The organism is Parafrankia colletiae (genome assembly GCF_001854655.1).
GTDB lineage: Bacteria > Actinomycetota > Actinomycetes > Frankiales > Frankiaceae > Parafrankia > Parafrankia colletiae.
Genome location: NZ_MBLM01000108.1, coordinates 191,712 through 207,998 on the forward strand (window position 1 = coordinate 191,712; position 16,287 = coordinate 207,998).

Consider the following 16,287-nt stretch of genomic DNA (forward strand, 5'->3'; position numbering starts at 1 on the left):
GACGGGTGGGGCCCGGTGACGGCGGGCGCGGTCACCGCGGTCGCGGGGGCGCGGATCGAGGCCGTGGGCATCGGGCGGACCTTCGGCCCCGTGCACGCCCTCGCCGGGGTCGACCTCACCATCGCCGCGGGCGAGATCGTCGCGCTGCTGGGGCCGTCCGGGTCGGGAAAGTCGACGCTGCTGCGCATCATCGCCGGCCTCGACCAGCCGACCGCCGGCGATCTGCGGTTCGACGACCGCAGTCAGGTGGGGGTCCCACCGCACCAGCGGGACGTCTCCATGGTCTTCCAGCACTTCGCCCTGTACCCGCATCTGTCCGCGACGGACAACCTGGTGCTGGCCCTGCGGTACGGGCGCGGGATGTCCCGGGCGGACGCGCGCGACCGCGCCGCCGAGACCCTGCGGATGCTGGGCATCGCCGATCTGGCCCGGCGGCGGCCGGCCCAGATGTCCGGCGGGCAGCGCCAGCGGGTGGCCATCGGCCGGGCGATCGCGACCCGCGCCCGGGTCGTGCTCCTCGACGAGCCGATGTCCGGGCTGGACGCGAAGCTGCGGGTCGAGCTGCGGGTGGAGATCGTCGACCTGCTCCGCCGGCTCGGCACCACCGCGGTGTTCGTGACGCACGACCAGGCCGAGGCGATGGCGGTCGGCGACCGGGTCGCCGTCATGAACCACGGGGCCATCGAACAGATCGGGACCCCGGACGCGATCTACGACCTGCCGGCGACCCGCTTCGTGGCGACCTTCGTCGGCAGCCCGCCGATGAACGTCTTCGAGGGCACCTGGTCGGACGGCCAGCTGCGCGGCCCCGGCTCCGGCTTCGTCGTCCCGGCGCCGGCCGCCGCCACCGCCGTCGGCGTCCGGCCGGAGCACCTGCGCCTCGTCCGTGGCGCGAGCGGCCCCTCCGCGGGCGGCGAGTTCAGCGTGCAGGGGCACGTGGTCGTCGCCGAGCGGCTCGGCGCCGAGCGGACCATGTACGTGCGAACGGCCACGGGAATGGTCGGTGTCCGGGTGGACGCGGCCGTCCCGGTGGTGCCCGACGAGCCGGTGACGGTGACGGCGCCCGCGACGGCGCTGCTCTGCTTCGGCCCGGACGGCCGGGCGCTCACCGTCCCGCAGGCCCGCCAGCCCTCCTGACCGCAGGCTCGGCTCGTCCGGTCTCGGTCCGGAGATGTGCTGTTGGCTTCGGTGTCTGCTCATGGGCGCAGAGACGGACCTTGGTCCCTGGTCGGACGTGCCTCCGATGGTGAAAGCTCATTCCAGGGCAATCGCGGCATAACCCGGACGGGGTTCCCGCTGGCGGTCTGCGTCGGCCGACCGTGCGACACCGCCGGACTTGTCCCTCCCTGTGCCGCATCTGGCTTCTGCGGGGCGATGTCGGGGATGGTCGCACGCGCGTAGGTGCGCGAACCGTGCAATCAGCGCTGTGAAGTGGTCTGTGCGTTACCTCTCTGCACACATCGCACTCTCCTCTTGCCTGGGACACGAAGATGTCGCGACATAGCGTTGCGAGCTGGTCACGCAATCGACTGTGTCAGCGACTCAGAGGAGATACGCCGATGCTGACGGACAATGCCCACGCCTGCACCCACCCACTCGCCTTCGTCCGCGCCCAGCGGGGGTGGTCCTACCAACGGCTGGCACGCGTCGTCGCGCGGCGTGCCCGAGATCTCGGCGTCGCGAACATGGCCGCGGAACGGCAGAAGGTCTGGCGCTGGGAACACCGCGGGGTGGTGCCGGACCGGGTCTCCCAGCTGGCCCTCGCCGCCGAGCTCGGCGTCCCGGCCGACCGGCTCGAGTCGCACCCCTGGCCGGCGTGGCTCCCGACGGGCGACGCCGTCCGCACCGAGTACCCGTGGTCGTCCACCGGCAGTGTCACCGCGCTGATGGACGTCGTCGAGGACGCGCTGACCGACCGGCGCGGCTTCCTGACCATCACCGGGCCGGGCGTCGCCTCGCTGTCGTCGGAGTGGCTCAGCCTGGAGCCGGCACGACTGCACGCGGCCCTCGCCGGCGGGCGGGTGGACGAGCAGATCGTCAACCGGATCGAGCACAACATCCCGGGCCTGCGGGTGATGGACGAGCGTCTCGGTGGCGAGAGCGTCCGCCGCCTCGTCGACGCCGAGCTGGGTGTCGTCGCCGAGCTGCTCGCGCGTGGCTCCTACACCGAGGCGATCGGCCGCCACCTGCACCTGGTGGCCGCCGAGCTTGCCCGCTTCGCCGGCTGGGTCTCCTTCGACTCCGGCTACCAGACGGCGGCGCAGCGGTACTGGGTGACCGCCCTGCACGCCGCGCACGCGGCCGGTGACCGGATGCTCGGCGCGAACGTCCTGAAGAACATGTCCCTGCAGTGCGTCGACTTCGCCCGCCCGCGGGAGGCCGTCGACCTGGCGGAGGCCGCTGTCGCCAGCGCCCGGCGCGCGGGCGGGCGGGTCGCGGCGATGTTGCAGATGCGCCGCGCCCGCGCCCACGCGGCGCTCGGCGAGTCCAGCCTGTGCGCGCAGGCCCTGGCCTGTGCCGAGGCGGCGTTCGTCGAGGCCCGCTCCGAGGACCCGGCCTGGTCCGCCTACTTCGACGACGCGGAGTACCAGGCGCAGGTCGGCAGCTGCTACATCGACCTCGGCCATCTCGTGCAGGCCGACCGGTGGCTGGAGCGGTCGCTGGCGATCCGCACCAACGAGCGGACCCGTGACCGGGCCACCTACATGCTGCGGCGGGCGGCCGTCCAGATGGACCTCGGCAACCTCGACGCCGGATGCTCGATCGCCCGGGAGGCCCTGCCGATGCTGGAGTCGACCCGGTCGAAGCGCAACAGCCGGCGGGCGGACGAGCTTCGGCGCCGGCTGCGCCGACACTCGTCGGCCTCGTTCGCCCGGGAGCTGGACCAGGCCCTCGCCCGGATGGCCTGAGCGGTCCTGGCCCGGACGACCCGACCGTGGACGGGTCGTCCGCTGGCCCTGGCCGTCCTTCCCGCTGGCCCTGCCTGTCCTGCCCGCGGGCCCGGCCGCCCTGCCCGCGGGCAGGGCGGCCCGAGGTCAGCCCTCGGTGCCCGGACGGTGCAGTCGACCGGCGGGCCGGGTCGGCGCGGCCAGCTCCGCCTCGGGGTCGATCGTCGCCGCGACCTGCGCACCGTCCGGATCCGTCACGACCAGCGGGACGCCGGCGCCGGTCGATCGCTTCACCACGGCCAGCGCGATCGGGCCCAGCTCGTGGTGCATCTCGGACGACCCGACGAAGCCGACGGCCCGCCCGTCCGCGGTGACCGCGCAGCCCGGGGCCGCAACCATGCCGTCCAGGTGCAGAAGCACCAGGCGGCGGGGCGGGCGGCCGAGGTTGTGCACCCGTGCCACGGTCTCCTGGCCGCGGTAGCAGCCCTTGTCGAGGTGGACGGCGTTCGTCAGCCAGCCGACCTCGTGCGGGATCGTGCGGTGGTCGGTCTCCCGGTTCAGCCGAGGCCGCCGGTCGGCGATCCGCAGCGCCTCGAAGGCGCCCAGGCCGGCGGTTGTGGCGCCGGCAGCCCTCAGCCGGTCAGCGGTGGCGGCGAGGTCGGCGCGCGGCACGAGCAGGTCCAGGCCGTACGGCATCCGCCGCAGCAGCGGGCGCTGGCCACCGCCCGCCGCCCCGGCCTGGCCGACCGGGTAGGGGCCGGTGGTCACCGCACCGGCACTCGTGGCCGTGCCGGCGTCGGCCGCTCCGGAACCACCGCCGGCGCCCGGGACGGCCTCGGGGCCGAACACGGCCGCGGCGACCTCGTCCGCCCGCGGCCCGACCAGCGAGAGCACGGCGACGCCGTCGGTCACCTCGGTCGGCTCGACGCGGAGCATGAACTGCATCGACCTCAGGAACGACAGCAGCCGCCCGGAGGTGGTGGGCTCGACGTCGATCCAGACGGCCGCGCCGTCATCCGCGAGCACGAGGTGATGCTCGACATGGCCGTGCGGGGAGAGCACCAGCGCCTCGGTGCCGCGCATCGGGGCGAGCTGGGACAGGTGCTGGGAGGTGATGCTGTGCAGCCAGGTCAGCCGGTCCGGGCCGGTGATCCGCACCACCTCGCGGTTGGAACGGTCGACCAGCGCGGCCCCGGTCGTGGCCAGGCGCTGCTCGCGCAGCGGGTCGCCGTAGTGGGCCGCGACCGCGGCATCCGGCTCGGCGGCGGCGACGGCGCCCGGCCACCCGAGCAGCGGGGAGGGGGCCGGGGCGGTGCGGAGGGCCTCGGTGTCGGTGCTCATGACCGGTTCAACGCCGGCCGAGGGCCAAGCACTCCGCACACCGGCCCGCCAGTGTCAGGTGGTCCATGTCGACCACGAAGCCGAGCTCGGCGCGCAGCTCGCCGACGATGCCGGCGAGCCGCTCCGGCGAGATCTCCTGGATGGCGCCGCACGCGCCGCAGACCAGGTGCACATGGGGATCAACTCCGGTGACGTGGTAAGTGGGCGCGCCGTGCCCGAGATGTGCGTGGGAGACAAGCTCGAGCTCCTCGAGCAGGTCGAGGGTGCGGTACACGGTGGAGATGTTCACCGCGCTCGCGGTCTGCCGGACCTCGTGGACGATCGCCTCCGGAGTGGCGTGCCCGAGTTTCGCGACGGCCTCCAGCACGAGCTGCCGTTGCGGCGTGAGCCGGTGCCCGCTCGCGCGCAGCCGGGTGTGCCAGTTATCGACGTCGGCCGCCATGAAGTGAGTCTAGGCCGTGCCGCGCGGTTGCCGTGCCGTGCGGTTGCCGTTCGACCGGACCACAACGGGCGACCGCGAACAGGCCGTGACGAGTGACGCGGGCGACCCGCCGAAAAAACAGATTGCGGCGCCCCCCGTGGCGCGCGTAGCGTTCCCGGTACACGAGAAGGGAGGTGGTCCACGCTTTGTATGCACATAGGACTCGTGAGGTGACTGTCAGCTAGCCGGTCTCGTGGTCCTCACCCTTGCCGGGTGGCCCTCGGGCACCGGCGCCGGCGAGAACCAGGCAGTTACCGGGCCCCCGGGTGCCGTCGATCAGTCCCGACGGCCCACTCCGCCTACCAGGCAGAGTGGAAGCCCGGGGGTTTCTGCGTTGCGGGACGACACCGTGACACTGGCCGTGGACCGGCCCGAGCGGGCAGGATTCACCTATRCCGACGCTCGTCCTGCTCCGCCACGGCGAGAGCACGTGGAACCGCGAGAACCTGTTCACCGGCTGGGTGGACGTCGATCTTTCCGAGAAGGGCCTCAAGGAGGCGACGCGGGGCGGTGAGCTGCTCCGGGAGGTGGGCGTGCTCCCGGACGTCGTGCACACCTCCCTGCTCACCCGGGCGATCCGGACCGCAACGCTCGCCCTCGACGCGGCCGGTCGCGGCTGGGTGCCGGTGCGACGCCACTGGCGGCTGAACGAACGGCACTACGGCGGCCTGCAGGGGCTGAACAAGGCCGAGACGCTGGAGAAGTACGGCGAGGAGCAGTTCATGCTCTGGCGCCGCTCCTACGACACCCCGCCCCCGCCGATCGAACCGGGCCAGACCAGCGGCGTGGACGAGCGCTACGCCGATCTGGCTCCCGATGTCATCCCGCTGACCGAGTGCCTGCGGGACGTCGTGATCCGGATGCTGCCCTACTGGTACGACGCCATCGTCCCGGACCTGCGCGCCGGCCAGACGGTGCTGGTCGCCGCGCACGGCAACTCGCTGCGTGCGCTGGTCAAGCACCTGGACGGGATCTCCGACACGGACATCGCCGGCCTGAACATCCCGACCGGCATCCCGCTGCGCTACGAGCTCGACGATGACCTGAAGGTGGTGGACTCGGGCTATCTGGACCCTGACACGGCCGAGGCCGCCGCCGCGGCGGTCGCGGCGCAGGGAAAGAAGAAGTAGAGAACAGCAGAAGTAGAAGCAGAGGACAGCAGAAGTAGAAGGCATCGGAGCGTGCGGAGCTGGCCCGCCCCTGGCTGGTCAGCCCGGCCCCGCTGACGGCTGGGCCCGGGTCGGCCGGTTCGGGTCGATCCGGTCAGGCCGGCTTCTCTCCGGTGACCAGGTAGATGACCCGGCGGGCCACCGACACGGCGTGGTCGGCGTACCGCTCGTAGTAGCGCCCGCACAGGGTGATGTCGATCGCCGCCTCCATGCCGTGCGTCCAGGGCTTCTCGATCAGCACGTGGAACAGGGCGCGGTGCAGGCTGTCCATCGCGTCGTCGTCGGCCTCGAGCTCCTTGGCGAGCTCGGCGTCGCTGCTGGCGATCACCGATCCGGCCTTGGCGACGATGCGCTGGGCGACCTGGCCCATCTGCAGGATCGTTGAGTGCAGCTCCGGCGGGACCGCACGCCCGGGGTAGCGGCGGCGCGCGACCTTGGCCACGTGGAGAGCGAGGTCACCCATCCGCTCCAGGTCGGCCACGATGCGCAGGGTGGTGACCATCATCCGAAGGTCGGTCGCGACCGGCGCCTGGCGCGCCATCACGTCGAACGCGCGCTCCTCGATCTCGTTGCGGAGCAGGTCGACGGTCTCGTCCGCGCTGATCACGTTCTCGGCCAGCTGCAGATCGGCGTCGAGGAGTGAGGTCGTGGCGCGGGCCATGGCGGAGGCAACCATGTTGGTCATCTCTATGAGTGACCGGTTGATGCTCTCCAGTTCTTCCTGAAAGACGTCCCGCACAGACAGCTCCTTACATCTCGGGGAGGTTCGGAGCACCATTCGATCACAGTCGTTCGGTGGTCCTCGGGGGTTGACGTCCGACGATGAAGCGCAGCTGTCGCCGCCCGGTGAACATCGACGATAGGACGGATGAACAGCTGGCGACCATCGGCGGTGAAACATTGCATGGCAAAGCGCGGACGACCTGGTGGGGCCTAGCATTCGGCACGTGGCGGACAGGTCGGGTGTTGTGCTGACTCCTGGTCATCTTTCGTTTCCCGGCGGTTGTGCCACCGGTGACCGGTCGGGCACCCCCCATAGTGCTGCCCGTCACTGTGAAACGGTCGTGGCGTGGGGTGGCGCAGCGGCGAGGCAGGCCGGCACAGCGAAACGGACCGGCACGGATCTGACCGGCACGGATCTGACCGGCGGGGAGCGGACACGGTGACCGCGCAGCGGCCTGACCAGGACCTGCATGACGACCAGGCGGATGGGAGCGGCTCGGCTCCGGCATCGGGGCGCCGCCCTGCAGCGGGGATGACCGGCCCGCACTCGCTGCCACCCGCGCTTGTCCGGCAGGTCATCGCGGGGCTGCCCTCCGGGCTGGTCGTGGTGGACGCCGAGGATGTCGTCGTGCTGGTCAACTCGGCCGCGCGACGGATGGGCGTCGTGGACGGGGACCGGCTCGGCGTCATGGAGGTGGCGGACCTCGTCATCGCCTGCCGCCTGGCCGGTGCGGAACGTAACCGCCAGCTCGATCTGCCGCCGGTGCCGGAACCGCCACTCACCAGGGCGCGACCGGACCAGACCACGCTCGCGGTGTGGGCCTACGCGCGGCCGCTCGGTGACAGTGGGTACGTCTCGGTGCTCCTCGACGACATCACCGACTCCCGGCGGGTCGAGGCCGTGCGGCGCGACTTCGTCGCCAATGTGAGCCACGAGCTCAAGACGCCCGTCGGAGCGCTCCACATCCTCGCGGAGGCGGTGGGCGCGGCCAGTGAGGATCCCGTCGCCATCCGCCGCTTCGCCTCGCGGATGACGCACGAGTCGGCCCGGCTGGCCCGCCTGGTCCAGGAGATCATCGACCTGTCCCGGCTGCAGGGCGCCGATCCCATGCCGGAGCTCGCGCCGGTGCCGGTGTCCGTCGTCCTCGCCGAGGCTGTCGACCGGAACCGTTTCAACGCCCAGGCCCAGGAGATCTCCGTCGCCGTCATCGGTGCAGGTGGGCTGAGGGTGCGCGGCGACGAGGGCCAGCTGGTGACCGCGGTCGCCAACCTGCTCGACAACGCGATCAGCTACTCACCCCGCGGTACCCGCGTCGTGCTCGGTGTCCGGCGGGTCGCGGAAACAATCGAGATCTCCGTCGCCGACGAAGGCATCGGCATTGCCGAGAAGGACCTCGAAAGGGTTTTCGAGCGTTTCTATCGGGCCGACCCGGCCCGTTCCCGGGCGACCGGCGGAACCGGTCTCGGCCTGGCAATCGTCAAGCACATCGCGACCAATCACGGTGGTTCGGTGAGCGTGTGGAGCGCGGAGGGCCGCGGCTCGACCTTCACGCTCCGGCTGCCGTCCGGCGCGGACGAGCCCGTGGCCCGTGGCGGCGGCTCCGACCGAGCGGTGCGCGCTGATCGCGTCGGTAACGGTGATCGTGCTGATTCGGGGTACAGCGGCGCCGCAGTGCTGGACACTGTGCGCGGACCGTCCGGGAGTAACCGGACGTCACAGACAGGTCAGCCGGTGGCGCCGGATGTCTCCTCGGCCGGTCGCGGCGGCGGCGGCAGCAGCGCGGGCTGACCTGACTGCCGGTTTCGACCGGCCTTCTCGCGGTGGCCCCTGTTCCGGCGCCGAGCCGTTCCGACGGCTGACGCCGCGCGGCGTGACACCGCGTGGYACGTCGATGTCGTCCCCGGAGATCCCGGCGGACGAGGAAAAGAAGACAGGGAGCGTGACGGTGACCAGGCTGCTCGTGGTCGAGGACGAGGAGTCCTTCTCCGATGCGTTGTCGTTCATGTTGGAGCGGGAGGGCTTCGAGGTCGCGGTCGTCGGCGACGGGCCGAGCGCGCTGGCCGAGTTCGACCGCCGTGGTGCCGACCTCATTCTGCTCGACCTGATGCTGCCGGGYCTTTCCGGCACCGAGGTCTGCCGGACCCTGCGGGCCCGCTCGACCGTCCCGGTGATCATGCTCACCGCGCGGGACAGCRAGATCGACAAGGTGGTCGGCCTCGAGCTGGGCGCGGACGACTACGTCACCAAGCCGTTCTCGGCGCGCGAGCTCGTCGCGCGGATCCGCGCGGTGCTGCGACGCCGGGTGGAGACCGAGGAGGTCTCCGACGCCACGCTGGAGGTCGGCCGGGTGCGGATGGACGTCGAGCGCCACGTCGTGACGGTCGACGGCGACCAGGTGGCGCTGCCGCTCAAGGAGTTCGAGCTGCTGGAGATGTTCCTGCGCAACGCCGGCCGGGTCCTCACCCGCGGACAGCTGATCGACCGGGTCTGGGGGTCGGACTACGTGGGGGACACCAAGACGCTGGACGTCCACGTGAAGCGACTACGGACCAAGATCGAGGCGGAGCCGGGGGTGCCGCGCCATCTGGTGACCGTACGTGGGCTTGGTTACAAGTTCGAGCCCTGATCCCCTCCCTCTCCCGGGCGGCCGCGGCCACGGCACTACCGTCGACGGATGCCCCGGAGCGGTCGGGATTCCGGGGCTGACCCGCTGCGCGGCGTACTGGTCACGGGACGTCGGCAAGGGCATACACAGGGGGTGACCAGCTCGGTGGCACAGGGGCGTGGGGCAACGGGTCGAGGGGCAACGGGTCGAGGGACAGCAGGTCGAGGGACACAGCGTCATGGGATCCGGCGCCGTGGGGCAGCGGGTCGCGGCGGCGCCGCGACCATGGTCGTCTGGGCAGGTGGTCGGCAGTGCGGTTGAGGCCCACCCTGACTCGCCGGGGTCCCGGCGCGGGTGACATCGACCTGCCCGAGCCCCCGGAACCGCACTGGGGCGCGCCCGCGGCGGACGCCGAGATCCCGATCGCGGCTGCGGTTCCGGTCACGGTTCCGGTCGCGTTTCCGGTCACGGCCCCCGAGCAGCCCGACGCGGTCGAGGCGGGGCAGGTGGGGGAGTTGGACAGGACCAGCACGCGGGGGGCGTCCGCRCACACCCATGGCCCGATGCGGCTCGGCGTCATCGACATCGGCTCGAACACCGTCCACCTGCTGGTGGTCGACGCGCACCGTGGTGGCCAGCCGCAGCCGGCCGCGAGTGTGCGGGTGCCGTTGCGGCTCGTCGAGCTGCTCGACGGTGAGGGCCGCCTGTCGGACAACGGTGAACGCGCGCTGACCGACTGCATCCACGAGCTGCGGACACACGCGCAGGACCTGAATGTGGTCGATCTCGTGGCGTTCGCCACGTCGGCGGTCCGCGAGGCGCCGGACGGGGACGCCGTCCTCGCCCGTCTGCGGGCTGACACCGGGCTGTCGGTCACAGTGCTGCCGGGCGAGGCCGAGGCGCGCCTCACCTTCCTGGCGGTCCGCCGGTGGTTGGGCTGGAGCGCGGGACGCCTGCTCGCCCTAGACATCGGCGGTGGCTCGCTGGAGATCGGCGCCGGCATGCACGAGGACCCGGACGTCGTCGCCTCCCTCCCGCTCGGCGCGAGCCGGCTGACCAGGAACTGGCTGGGCGAGAACGACCCACCCAAGCGGGCCGAGCTGAGCGAGCTGCGACGCTACGTCCGCGCGCAGATCGCTCCGGTCGTCGGCTCGCTCTACAGCGTCGGGGAGCCGACCCGGGCAGTGGCGACGTCGAAGACGTTCCGCTCGCTGGCCCGGATCGCCGGCGCGGAGCCGTACGGGCGGGGCCCGTACGTGCGGCGGGTGCTGCGTCGGGCCGACCTGGTGGACGTCACCGCCCGGGTGTGCCGGATGTCGGTGGCGGAGCGCGCGGCCCTGCCCGGGGTGTCGGTGTCGCGGGCCGGCCAGCTGATCGCCGGTGCCGTCGTCGCCTCCGAGGCCCTTGACCTGCTCAACCTGGACGAGGTGGAGATCTGCCCCTGGGCTCTGCGCGAGGGGGTGATCCTGCGCCGGCTCGACCTGCTGACGTCCGGCCTGGACGGCCCGCGCTCGCTCCCACCCGTCGCGGGGGGATGACTCTCGCCGACGGCGGTCCGCGGAGTATGGCCTAGCCTGGATGGAGGGACCGGTTCCTCACCGGTCCGGGGCGGGCCCCGTGCGGCGAGCCGTCCGGCGGCCTGCGCCCCAGGTTCTGACAGGGAGTCGACGTGCAGCCACGCGGTGCCAGGAGGCGGTCGGCGCCGGTGGCACCGGCGGCGGAGACCACCCCGCCGCCGGCGCCACCAGCCGGCCTCGTCACGCCACGGCAGGAGACCACGCCAGGCGTGACATCAGGTGCGACGCCAGGTGTGTGGACGCCAGGTGGGCCACCAGGCGTGAGATCGGGTGTGGCGCCCGGCGGGTCGGCCGCCCGGCCGGGGTCCGGTGGGCTGATCGCGCTGTCCACGGCGTCCACGTACCCGGAGTCGACGGCCACCTCGTTCGAGATGGCGGCCCGGCTCGGCTACGACGGTGTCGAGATCATGGTCTGGACGGACCCGGTCAGCCAGGACCCGCAGGCGCTGCGCCGGCTCCGCGACTACCACGGCATCCCGATCCTGGCGGTGCACGCGCCCTGCCTGCTGCTGACCCAGCGGGTGTGGGGCACCGACCCGTGGGCCAAGCTGCAGCGCGCGCGCTCGGTGGCCGAGGCGCTCGAGGCGCCCACGGTCGTCGTACACCCACCGTTCCGGTGGCAGCGGGACTATGCCCGCGAGTTCGTCGCGGGCATCGATCGGATGGCGGGGGAGACCGACGTCCGCTTCGCGGTGGAGAACATGTTCCCGCTGCGCGCGCGGGGCCGCGAGGTCTCGGCCTACGCGCCCGACTGGTCCCCCGTCGACGACGAGTACCGCCATGTCACGCTCGACCTCTCCCACACCAGCGTCTCCCGGTCGGACGCGATGGCGATGGCGGACCGCCTCGGCGACCGGCTCGCCCACATCCACATGGCCGACGGCACCGGGCTGGCCAAGGACGAGCACCTGGTCCCCGGCCGCGGCACGCAGCCGTGTGCCGCGCTGCTGGAGCGGCTCGCCGTGAACGGTTTCGACGGCACCGTCGTCGTCGAGATCAACACCCGCCGGGCGGAGTCGCGTGACCAGCGGGAGGCCGACCTCGCGGAGGCGCTGGCCTTCACCCGGCTCAACCTGGCCGCCCCTGCCGGCGTCCCGTCGGCGACGTGACGCGGGCCGCCGGATAGGTCCACTATCGGTGCGTGAGCCCCGGATCACTCTTCGACCCGCTGGCCGACGCCTATGACCAGGCTCGGCCGAGCTATCCCGACCAGCTCTTCGTCGACCTGGAGATGCTGGCCGGGCGTCCCGTCGCCGGGGCCGGTGTCGTCGATGTCGGGGCCGGGACGGGGATCGCCACCCGGGCGATGCTCGCCCGCGGCGCCCGGGTCCTGCCCGTCGACCTGGGCCCGGTGATGCTCGACCGGCTGCGGCGGCACAGCCCCGATCTGCCCGTGGTCCGGGGGGACGGGGAGGCGCTGCCGCTGCGCGATGCCTGCGCCGACCTGGTCACCTATGCCCAGGCCTGGCACTGGGTGGGGGTGCCCGCCGCCGCGGCGGAGGCGGCTCGGGTGCTGCGTCCGGGCGGCTCGCTCGCCGTGTGGTGGAACGACGTCGACGCCGAGGACTTCCACTGGTACCAGCGCCAGCAGGACAGGCTGGAGGCGATGAGCCCCGGCTACACCCGGGACTACCGCAGTCGTCCCTTCGCCGAGGAGCTGCGCTGGACCGGGCTGTTCGCCGAGGTTGTCACCGTGACCTGCCGGTGGCACCGGGAGATCGACCTCGACCGGTACGAGACGTGGCTGCGCTCGAAGTCGTTCGTCGCCGCGATCGGTGACCGGGTCGAGGACTTCCTCGCCGCCGAGCGCCGTTCGCTGCTGCGCTCCTTCCCGGACGGCCTGATCATCGAGCCCTTCCGCACGGTGCTGGTGGTCGCCCGGCTCCCCTGAGGGTCGCGTCGCCCGCACCCGCCCGACCCGCCCGACCCGCCCGCACCCGACTGCCGGTGGCCGCCTGATGCCGAGGTCCTGGCGTTCCGGTGCGGCGGTCTGTCAGGCACGTGGGTGAATGTCTGATAAAGGGCGTCCGCTATCGTCTTGCGGGTTCGTGGGTTTCTGGCCGACTTGTCGGTCGTGACCCTGTCTGCGGATGGCGGGGCGGTCAAGTCCTCCCCGGCCGTGGACGGACGACGGTCCAGGGATGGCCGGGTGCCCACGCCCGGTTCGCCGCGGTCTCCCTGGCTGGACGAGGAGACGCGCGATCGTGAGAGCCGGTTCCCGGTCTGCGACCGACGGCCCGCCGGACTCTGGGCGTCCTGGTGGTCAGCGCCGCGGTGTGCCCGGAATGTCTGGAGTGTCCGGAGCGCCGAGGGTTCCCGGGGTGCCGGCGTCGAGGCGCGCGAGCGCTGCGGAGGCGACCGCCGCGGCGAAGTTCGCCTACAACCCGGCGCTCGACGGCCTGCGCGTCGTCTGCATCTACATCATCCTCGCCGGCCACATGGGCGCGATCCACGCCAGCAACGTCGCCGTGGACATGTTCTGCGTGCTGAGCGGCTTCCTGATCACCACACTGCTGGTGGCCGAGCAGGCCCGGACAGGCACCGTCTCGATCGGGCGCTTCCTGGTGCGGCGGGCGTTCCGGCTGATGCCGGGGATGTGGTTCTACCTGCTCGTCGGTCTCGCCGTGACGGTTGTCTTCAAGTGGGACGACATCGTCTACCGCGACGACTACATCAAAAGCACGCTGAGCGCCTTCTTCAACGTCAACAACTGGTACAAGGTCGCCCACCCGGACGGCGGCGGCCGCTGGCTGGCCCACGTCTGGTCGCTGTCGATGGAGGAGCAGTTCTACCTGGTCTGGCCGTTCGCGTTCGTGCTGTTCGCACGGTCGGCACGGCTGCGGCCCTACCTGCTCATGTTCCTGGTCGCCTCGATCGGCCTCGTCCTGGGCTGGACGTACGTCCTCGCCGCGAACGGCGCCCCGCGCACCCGGATCTACCTGGCGGCCGACACCCACATCGCGCCGCTGCTCATCGGTGCCCTGCTCGCGGTCTGGCGGGACAACCGCCTGCGGGCCCTTGCCGGYCCGGCCAGCCGGGACGACGCCGCCGAAGGGAAGCCCGGTAAGGGCGGGCAGAGTGCGGCGGCCGACCGCTCCGGTGGCGACCGGAGCCGCGGTGCCTCCTCCGCGGCCACGCGCGCCGCGGTCCAACGCTGGACGACGGGCCGCCGGCTCGGCGCCCTCGGCCTGCCGGCCGCGATCGTGATGCTGCTCCTCTGTTTCCTTGGGCCGACCAAGGAGGCGCACGACCCGAACTGGATCGACTACACGGCCTACGTGCCGACCGCCGTCCTCGGCGCCATCCTGATCATCGGCGCCGACGTGAACCGGGACGCCACCTGGGTGCGCCTGCTCGGCCATCCGAAGATGGCCTGGCTCGGGAAGATGACCTACACCATCTACCTGTGGCACTACCCGTTCATCTCGGCCGCGGCCGGCCAGCTCGTCCCCCGGATCGGGCTGTGGCCCGCGGTTTTCGTCGCCTCCGTGGCCACCACCATCACCGCCTACGTGGTGAACCGCTTCGTCGAGAAGCCCATCCAGGCCCGCCGGCCGAAGTGGTCGGACACCCCGCGCGGCCCGGCCCGTCCTGCCGCCGACGAGGCTGCCCGCCCGCCCGTCAGCCTCGGTGCCGGCAACGGGCCGGGCCGGGACGACCGGATGGATCGTGGCGACCGGACGGATCACGGCCGGCCGGCCGGCGAGCGCGGCGGGCGGGACCTGGTCGACCTGCCCGAGCTGTCGGACCTGTCGGACCTGTCGGATTCGCGGGAGCCGCTGGGTCCTCGGGGTGTGCCAGGGCCGAGGGAGCCGCGCCAGCCGGAGCCGGTGGGCGCGCAGTCCCGGGCCGAGGCGGACGTCGACTGGGTGGATGAGGGCTACCCCCTGCGCGACCGGGATCCCCGCCAGGTGCCGCCGCAGGCCGACCGCCGCGACCGGGTGAGCGCACCCGGTGCCACCGGCTTCGGCGGGCCGCGTCCCGGCTCGGTCACCTACGACCGCCCGGACGGCCCGCCGGTGTACGAGCACGGACCCGCGGTGGGCTCCGGTCACCCGGGCGGCTGGAGCGAGCCGACACCCGTGCCGGACTGGGCCGCCTACCCGGCGCTGCGCCGCGGGCCGGACACCCGCGTCGGCGTCGGCGCGACCCCGGCTCCGGCCGACCCGCGGGCGGCCGGAGCCGGGGTGGTCGGCGAGACCATGAACCTGCGCCTGCCCGCGATCGCCGACCCCGGCGCCGAGGCGGGGCGCCGCCCGAGCCCGCCTCCCGGGCACGGGTCCGGCCATCACGGGCAGCACGGCCACTACGGCGAGGAGCCGGTGTACGGGCACGGGGGCCGGACGCCGGCCCCCGGCGACCGGGACCACGCGGCGGGGCCGCCGACCGGTGACCGCGGTGCGCGGGCCGGCCGCCCGGCAGCCGAGCCCGACCCGCTGTTCGGGCCGATGCCCGGCGCGGGCGACGGCTGGTAGGAACGCTGTAGGAACGCGCGGGTCCGGGAGGTCGTAACCTGCACCGGCGGCGCCGCTGCCCGGCTGGCAGGTGGCGGGCGGCGGAGCTGAGGGGAGTGATCTGTGCAGGGCAGGAGCGTTCTCGCGATCGTCGGGGTGGGTCGGCTCGGCGGCGCGCTGCTGTCCGGCCTGCTGCGGGCCGGGCGGACGCCGTCCGATGTGCTCGCGGCGGAGCGGGACGAGCGTCGGGCCGCGGAGATCGCCGCGTCGTTCGGTGTGAAGGTGGTCGACCCGCCGGCCGCGGTGGCCGAGGCCGAGGTCGTTGTCCTGGCCGTCAAGCCACAGGACATGGGTTCCGTGCTGGCGGAGATCCGCGACCATGTGCGGCCCGGGGCGCTGGTCGTCTCCGTGGCCGCCGGCGTGACGTCCACCTTCGTCGCCGAGCGGATGCCGCCGGGGACCGCCGTCGTGCGGGTCATGACGAACACCCCGCTGCTCGTGGACGAGGCGATGTCGGCCCTGTGCGCCGGCCCGGGGGCCGGCGACGAGCACCTCGCCGCCGTCGAGGAGATGCTGCGCCCGGTCGGGCGGGTCGTGCGGGTGAGCGAGGCCCAGCTCGACGCGGTCACGGCACTCTCCGGCAGTGGCCCGGCCTACTTCTTCTACCTGATCGAGGCGATGATCGAGGGCGGGGTGCTGCTGGGCCTCCCGCGGGCACTCGCGGCCGAGCTGGTGGTGCAGACCGCCGCCGGCTCCGCGCGGATGCTGCGCGACGCGCCCGGTCCCGGTGACGCGGGCGGCGTTGGCGGCGTTGGTGGTGCTGGTGGGGGCGAGCATCCGTCCCTGCTGCGCGAGGCGGTCACCTCGCCGGGCGGCACCACGATCGCGGCGCTGCGCCAGCTGGACCGGGGCGGTGTCCGGGCGGCCGTCCTGGACGCGGTGGAGGCGGCGTGTGCCCGCTCCCGCGAGCTCGGCGCCTCCTGACATGTGCCAACTCGGCATCGCCGTCCGCTGCGAAGGTGCACCGGTTGCCGGACCGCAGGGTTCC

At 72.9% G+C, this 16,287-nt stretch carries 13 protein-coding genes; 10 read left to right on the forward strand and 3 right to left on the reverse strand.

What is annotated here, in order from left to right:
* The first annotated feature begins 15 nt into the window (after positions 1-15).
* Positions 16-1,137: an ABC transporter ATP-binding protein gene (locus CC117_RS11925; RefSeq protein WP_071083789.1), complete on the forward strand. Its 1,122-nt coding sequence runs from the start codon at positions 16-18 to the stop codon at positions 1,135-1,137.
* 422 nt (positions 1,138-1,559) lie between these two features.
* The gene (locus CC117_RS11930; protein WP_071083790.1) at positions 1,560-2,909 is read left to right on the forward strand and encodes a transcriptional regulator; all 1,350 of its coding nucleotides are present in this window, start codon (positions 1,560-1,562) and stop codon (positions 2,907-2,909) included.
* Between the two features lie 126 nt (positions 2,910-3,035).
* On the opposite strand, the gene ygfZ is transcribed toward CC117_RS11930, so the two are convergent.
* Positions 3,036-4,229, reverse strand: coding sequence for a CAF17-like 4Fe-4S cluster assembly/insertion protein YgfZ (gene ygfZ / locus CC117_RS11935; RefSeq protein WP_071083791.1), 1,194 nt, complete (start codon positions 4,227-4,229; stop codon positions 3,036-3,038).
* Between the two features lie 7 nt (positions 4,230-4,236).
* Positions 4,237-4,671: a Fur family transcriptional regulator gene (locus CC117_RS11940; RefSeq protein WP_018638566.1), complete on the reverse strand. Its 435-nt coding sequence runs from the start codon at positions 4,669-4,671 to the stop codon at positions 4,237-4,239.
* Positions 4,672-5,102: 431 nt separating this feature from the next.
* Between CC117_RS11940 and CC117_RS11945 the strand changes: the two genes are divergently transcribed.
* Positions 5,103-5,840 (forward strand): phosphoglyceromutase, encoded by a 738-nt coding sequence (locus tag CC117_RS11945; RefSeq protein ID WP_071083792.1) that lies wholly within the window; start codon positions 5,103-5,105, stop codon positions 5,838-5,840.
* A 133-nt stretch (positions 5,841-5,973) separates the two neighbouring features.
* On the opposite strand, the gene phoU is transcribed toward CC117_RS11945, so the two are convergent.
* Positions 5,974-6,618, reverse strand: coding sequence for a phosphate signaling complex protein PhoU (phoU, locus tag CC117_RS11950; protein WP_018638564.1), 645 nt, complete (start codon positions 6,616-6,618; stop codon positions 5,974-5,976).
* 423 nt (positions 6,619-7,041) lie between these two features.
* Here phoU and CC117_RS11955 point away from each other — a divergent pair, with 423 nt between their 5' ends.
* From CC117_RS11955 to proC, 7 genes are all read left to right on the forward strand, one after another.
* On the forward strand, positions 7,042-8,391 hold the full coding sequence (locus tag CC117_RS11955) for a sensor histidine kinase (protein WP_084131967.1): 1,350 nt from the start codon (positions 7,042-7,044) through the stop codon (positions 8,389-8,391).
* A gap of 157 nt (positions 8,392-8,548) precedes the next feature.
* Positions 8,549-9,229 carry a response regulator transcription factor gene (locus CC117_RS11960; RefSeq protein ID WP_071083986.1) on the forward strand — a complete coding sequence of 227 codons (681 nt, stop codon included), beginning with the start codon at positions 8,549-8,551 and terminating at the stop codon, positions 9,227-9,229.
* A 542-nt stretch (positions 9,230-9,771) separates the two neighbouring features.
* On the forward strand, positions 9,772-10,746 hold the full coding sequence (locus tag CC117_RS11965; protein WP_071083987.1) for a Ppx/GppA phosphatase family protein: 975 nt from the start codon (positions 9,772-9,774) through the stop codon (positions 10,744-10,746).
* A gap of 299 nt (positions 10,747-11,045) precedes the next feature.
* Positions 11,046-11,894 (forward strand): sugar phosphate isomerase/epimerase family protein, encoded by an 849-nt coding sequence (locus tag CC117_RS11970; protein WP_241830040.1) that lies wholly within the window; start codon positions 11,046-11,048, stop codon positions 11,892-11,894.
* Between the two features lie 32 nt (positions 11,895-11,926).
* Positions 11,927-12,676 carry a class I SAM-dependent methyltransferase gene (locus CC117_RS11975; RefSeq protein ID WP_071083795.1) on the forward strand — a complete coding sequence of 250 codons (750 nt, stop codon included), beginning with the start codon at positions 11,927-11,929 and terminating at the stop codon, positions 12,674-12,676.
* 430 nt (positions 12,677-13,106) lie between these two features.
* Positions 13,107-15,260 carry an acyltransferase gene (locus tag CC117_RS11980; RefSeq protein ID WP_241830041.1) on the forward strand — a complete coding sequence of 718 codons (2,154 nt, stop codon included), beginning with the start codon at positions 13,107-13,109 and terminating at the stop codon, positions 15,258-15,260.
* A 102-nt stretch (positions 15,261-15,362) separates the two neighbouring features.
* Complete coding sequence (gene proC / locus CC117_RS11985) at positions 15,363-16,223, forward strand: pyrroline-5-carboxylate reductase (protein WP_071083797.1); 861 nt, start codon at positions 15,363-15,365, stop codon at positions 16,221-16,223.
* Positions 16,224-16,287: the final 64 nt, after the last annotated feature.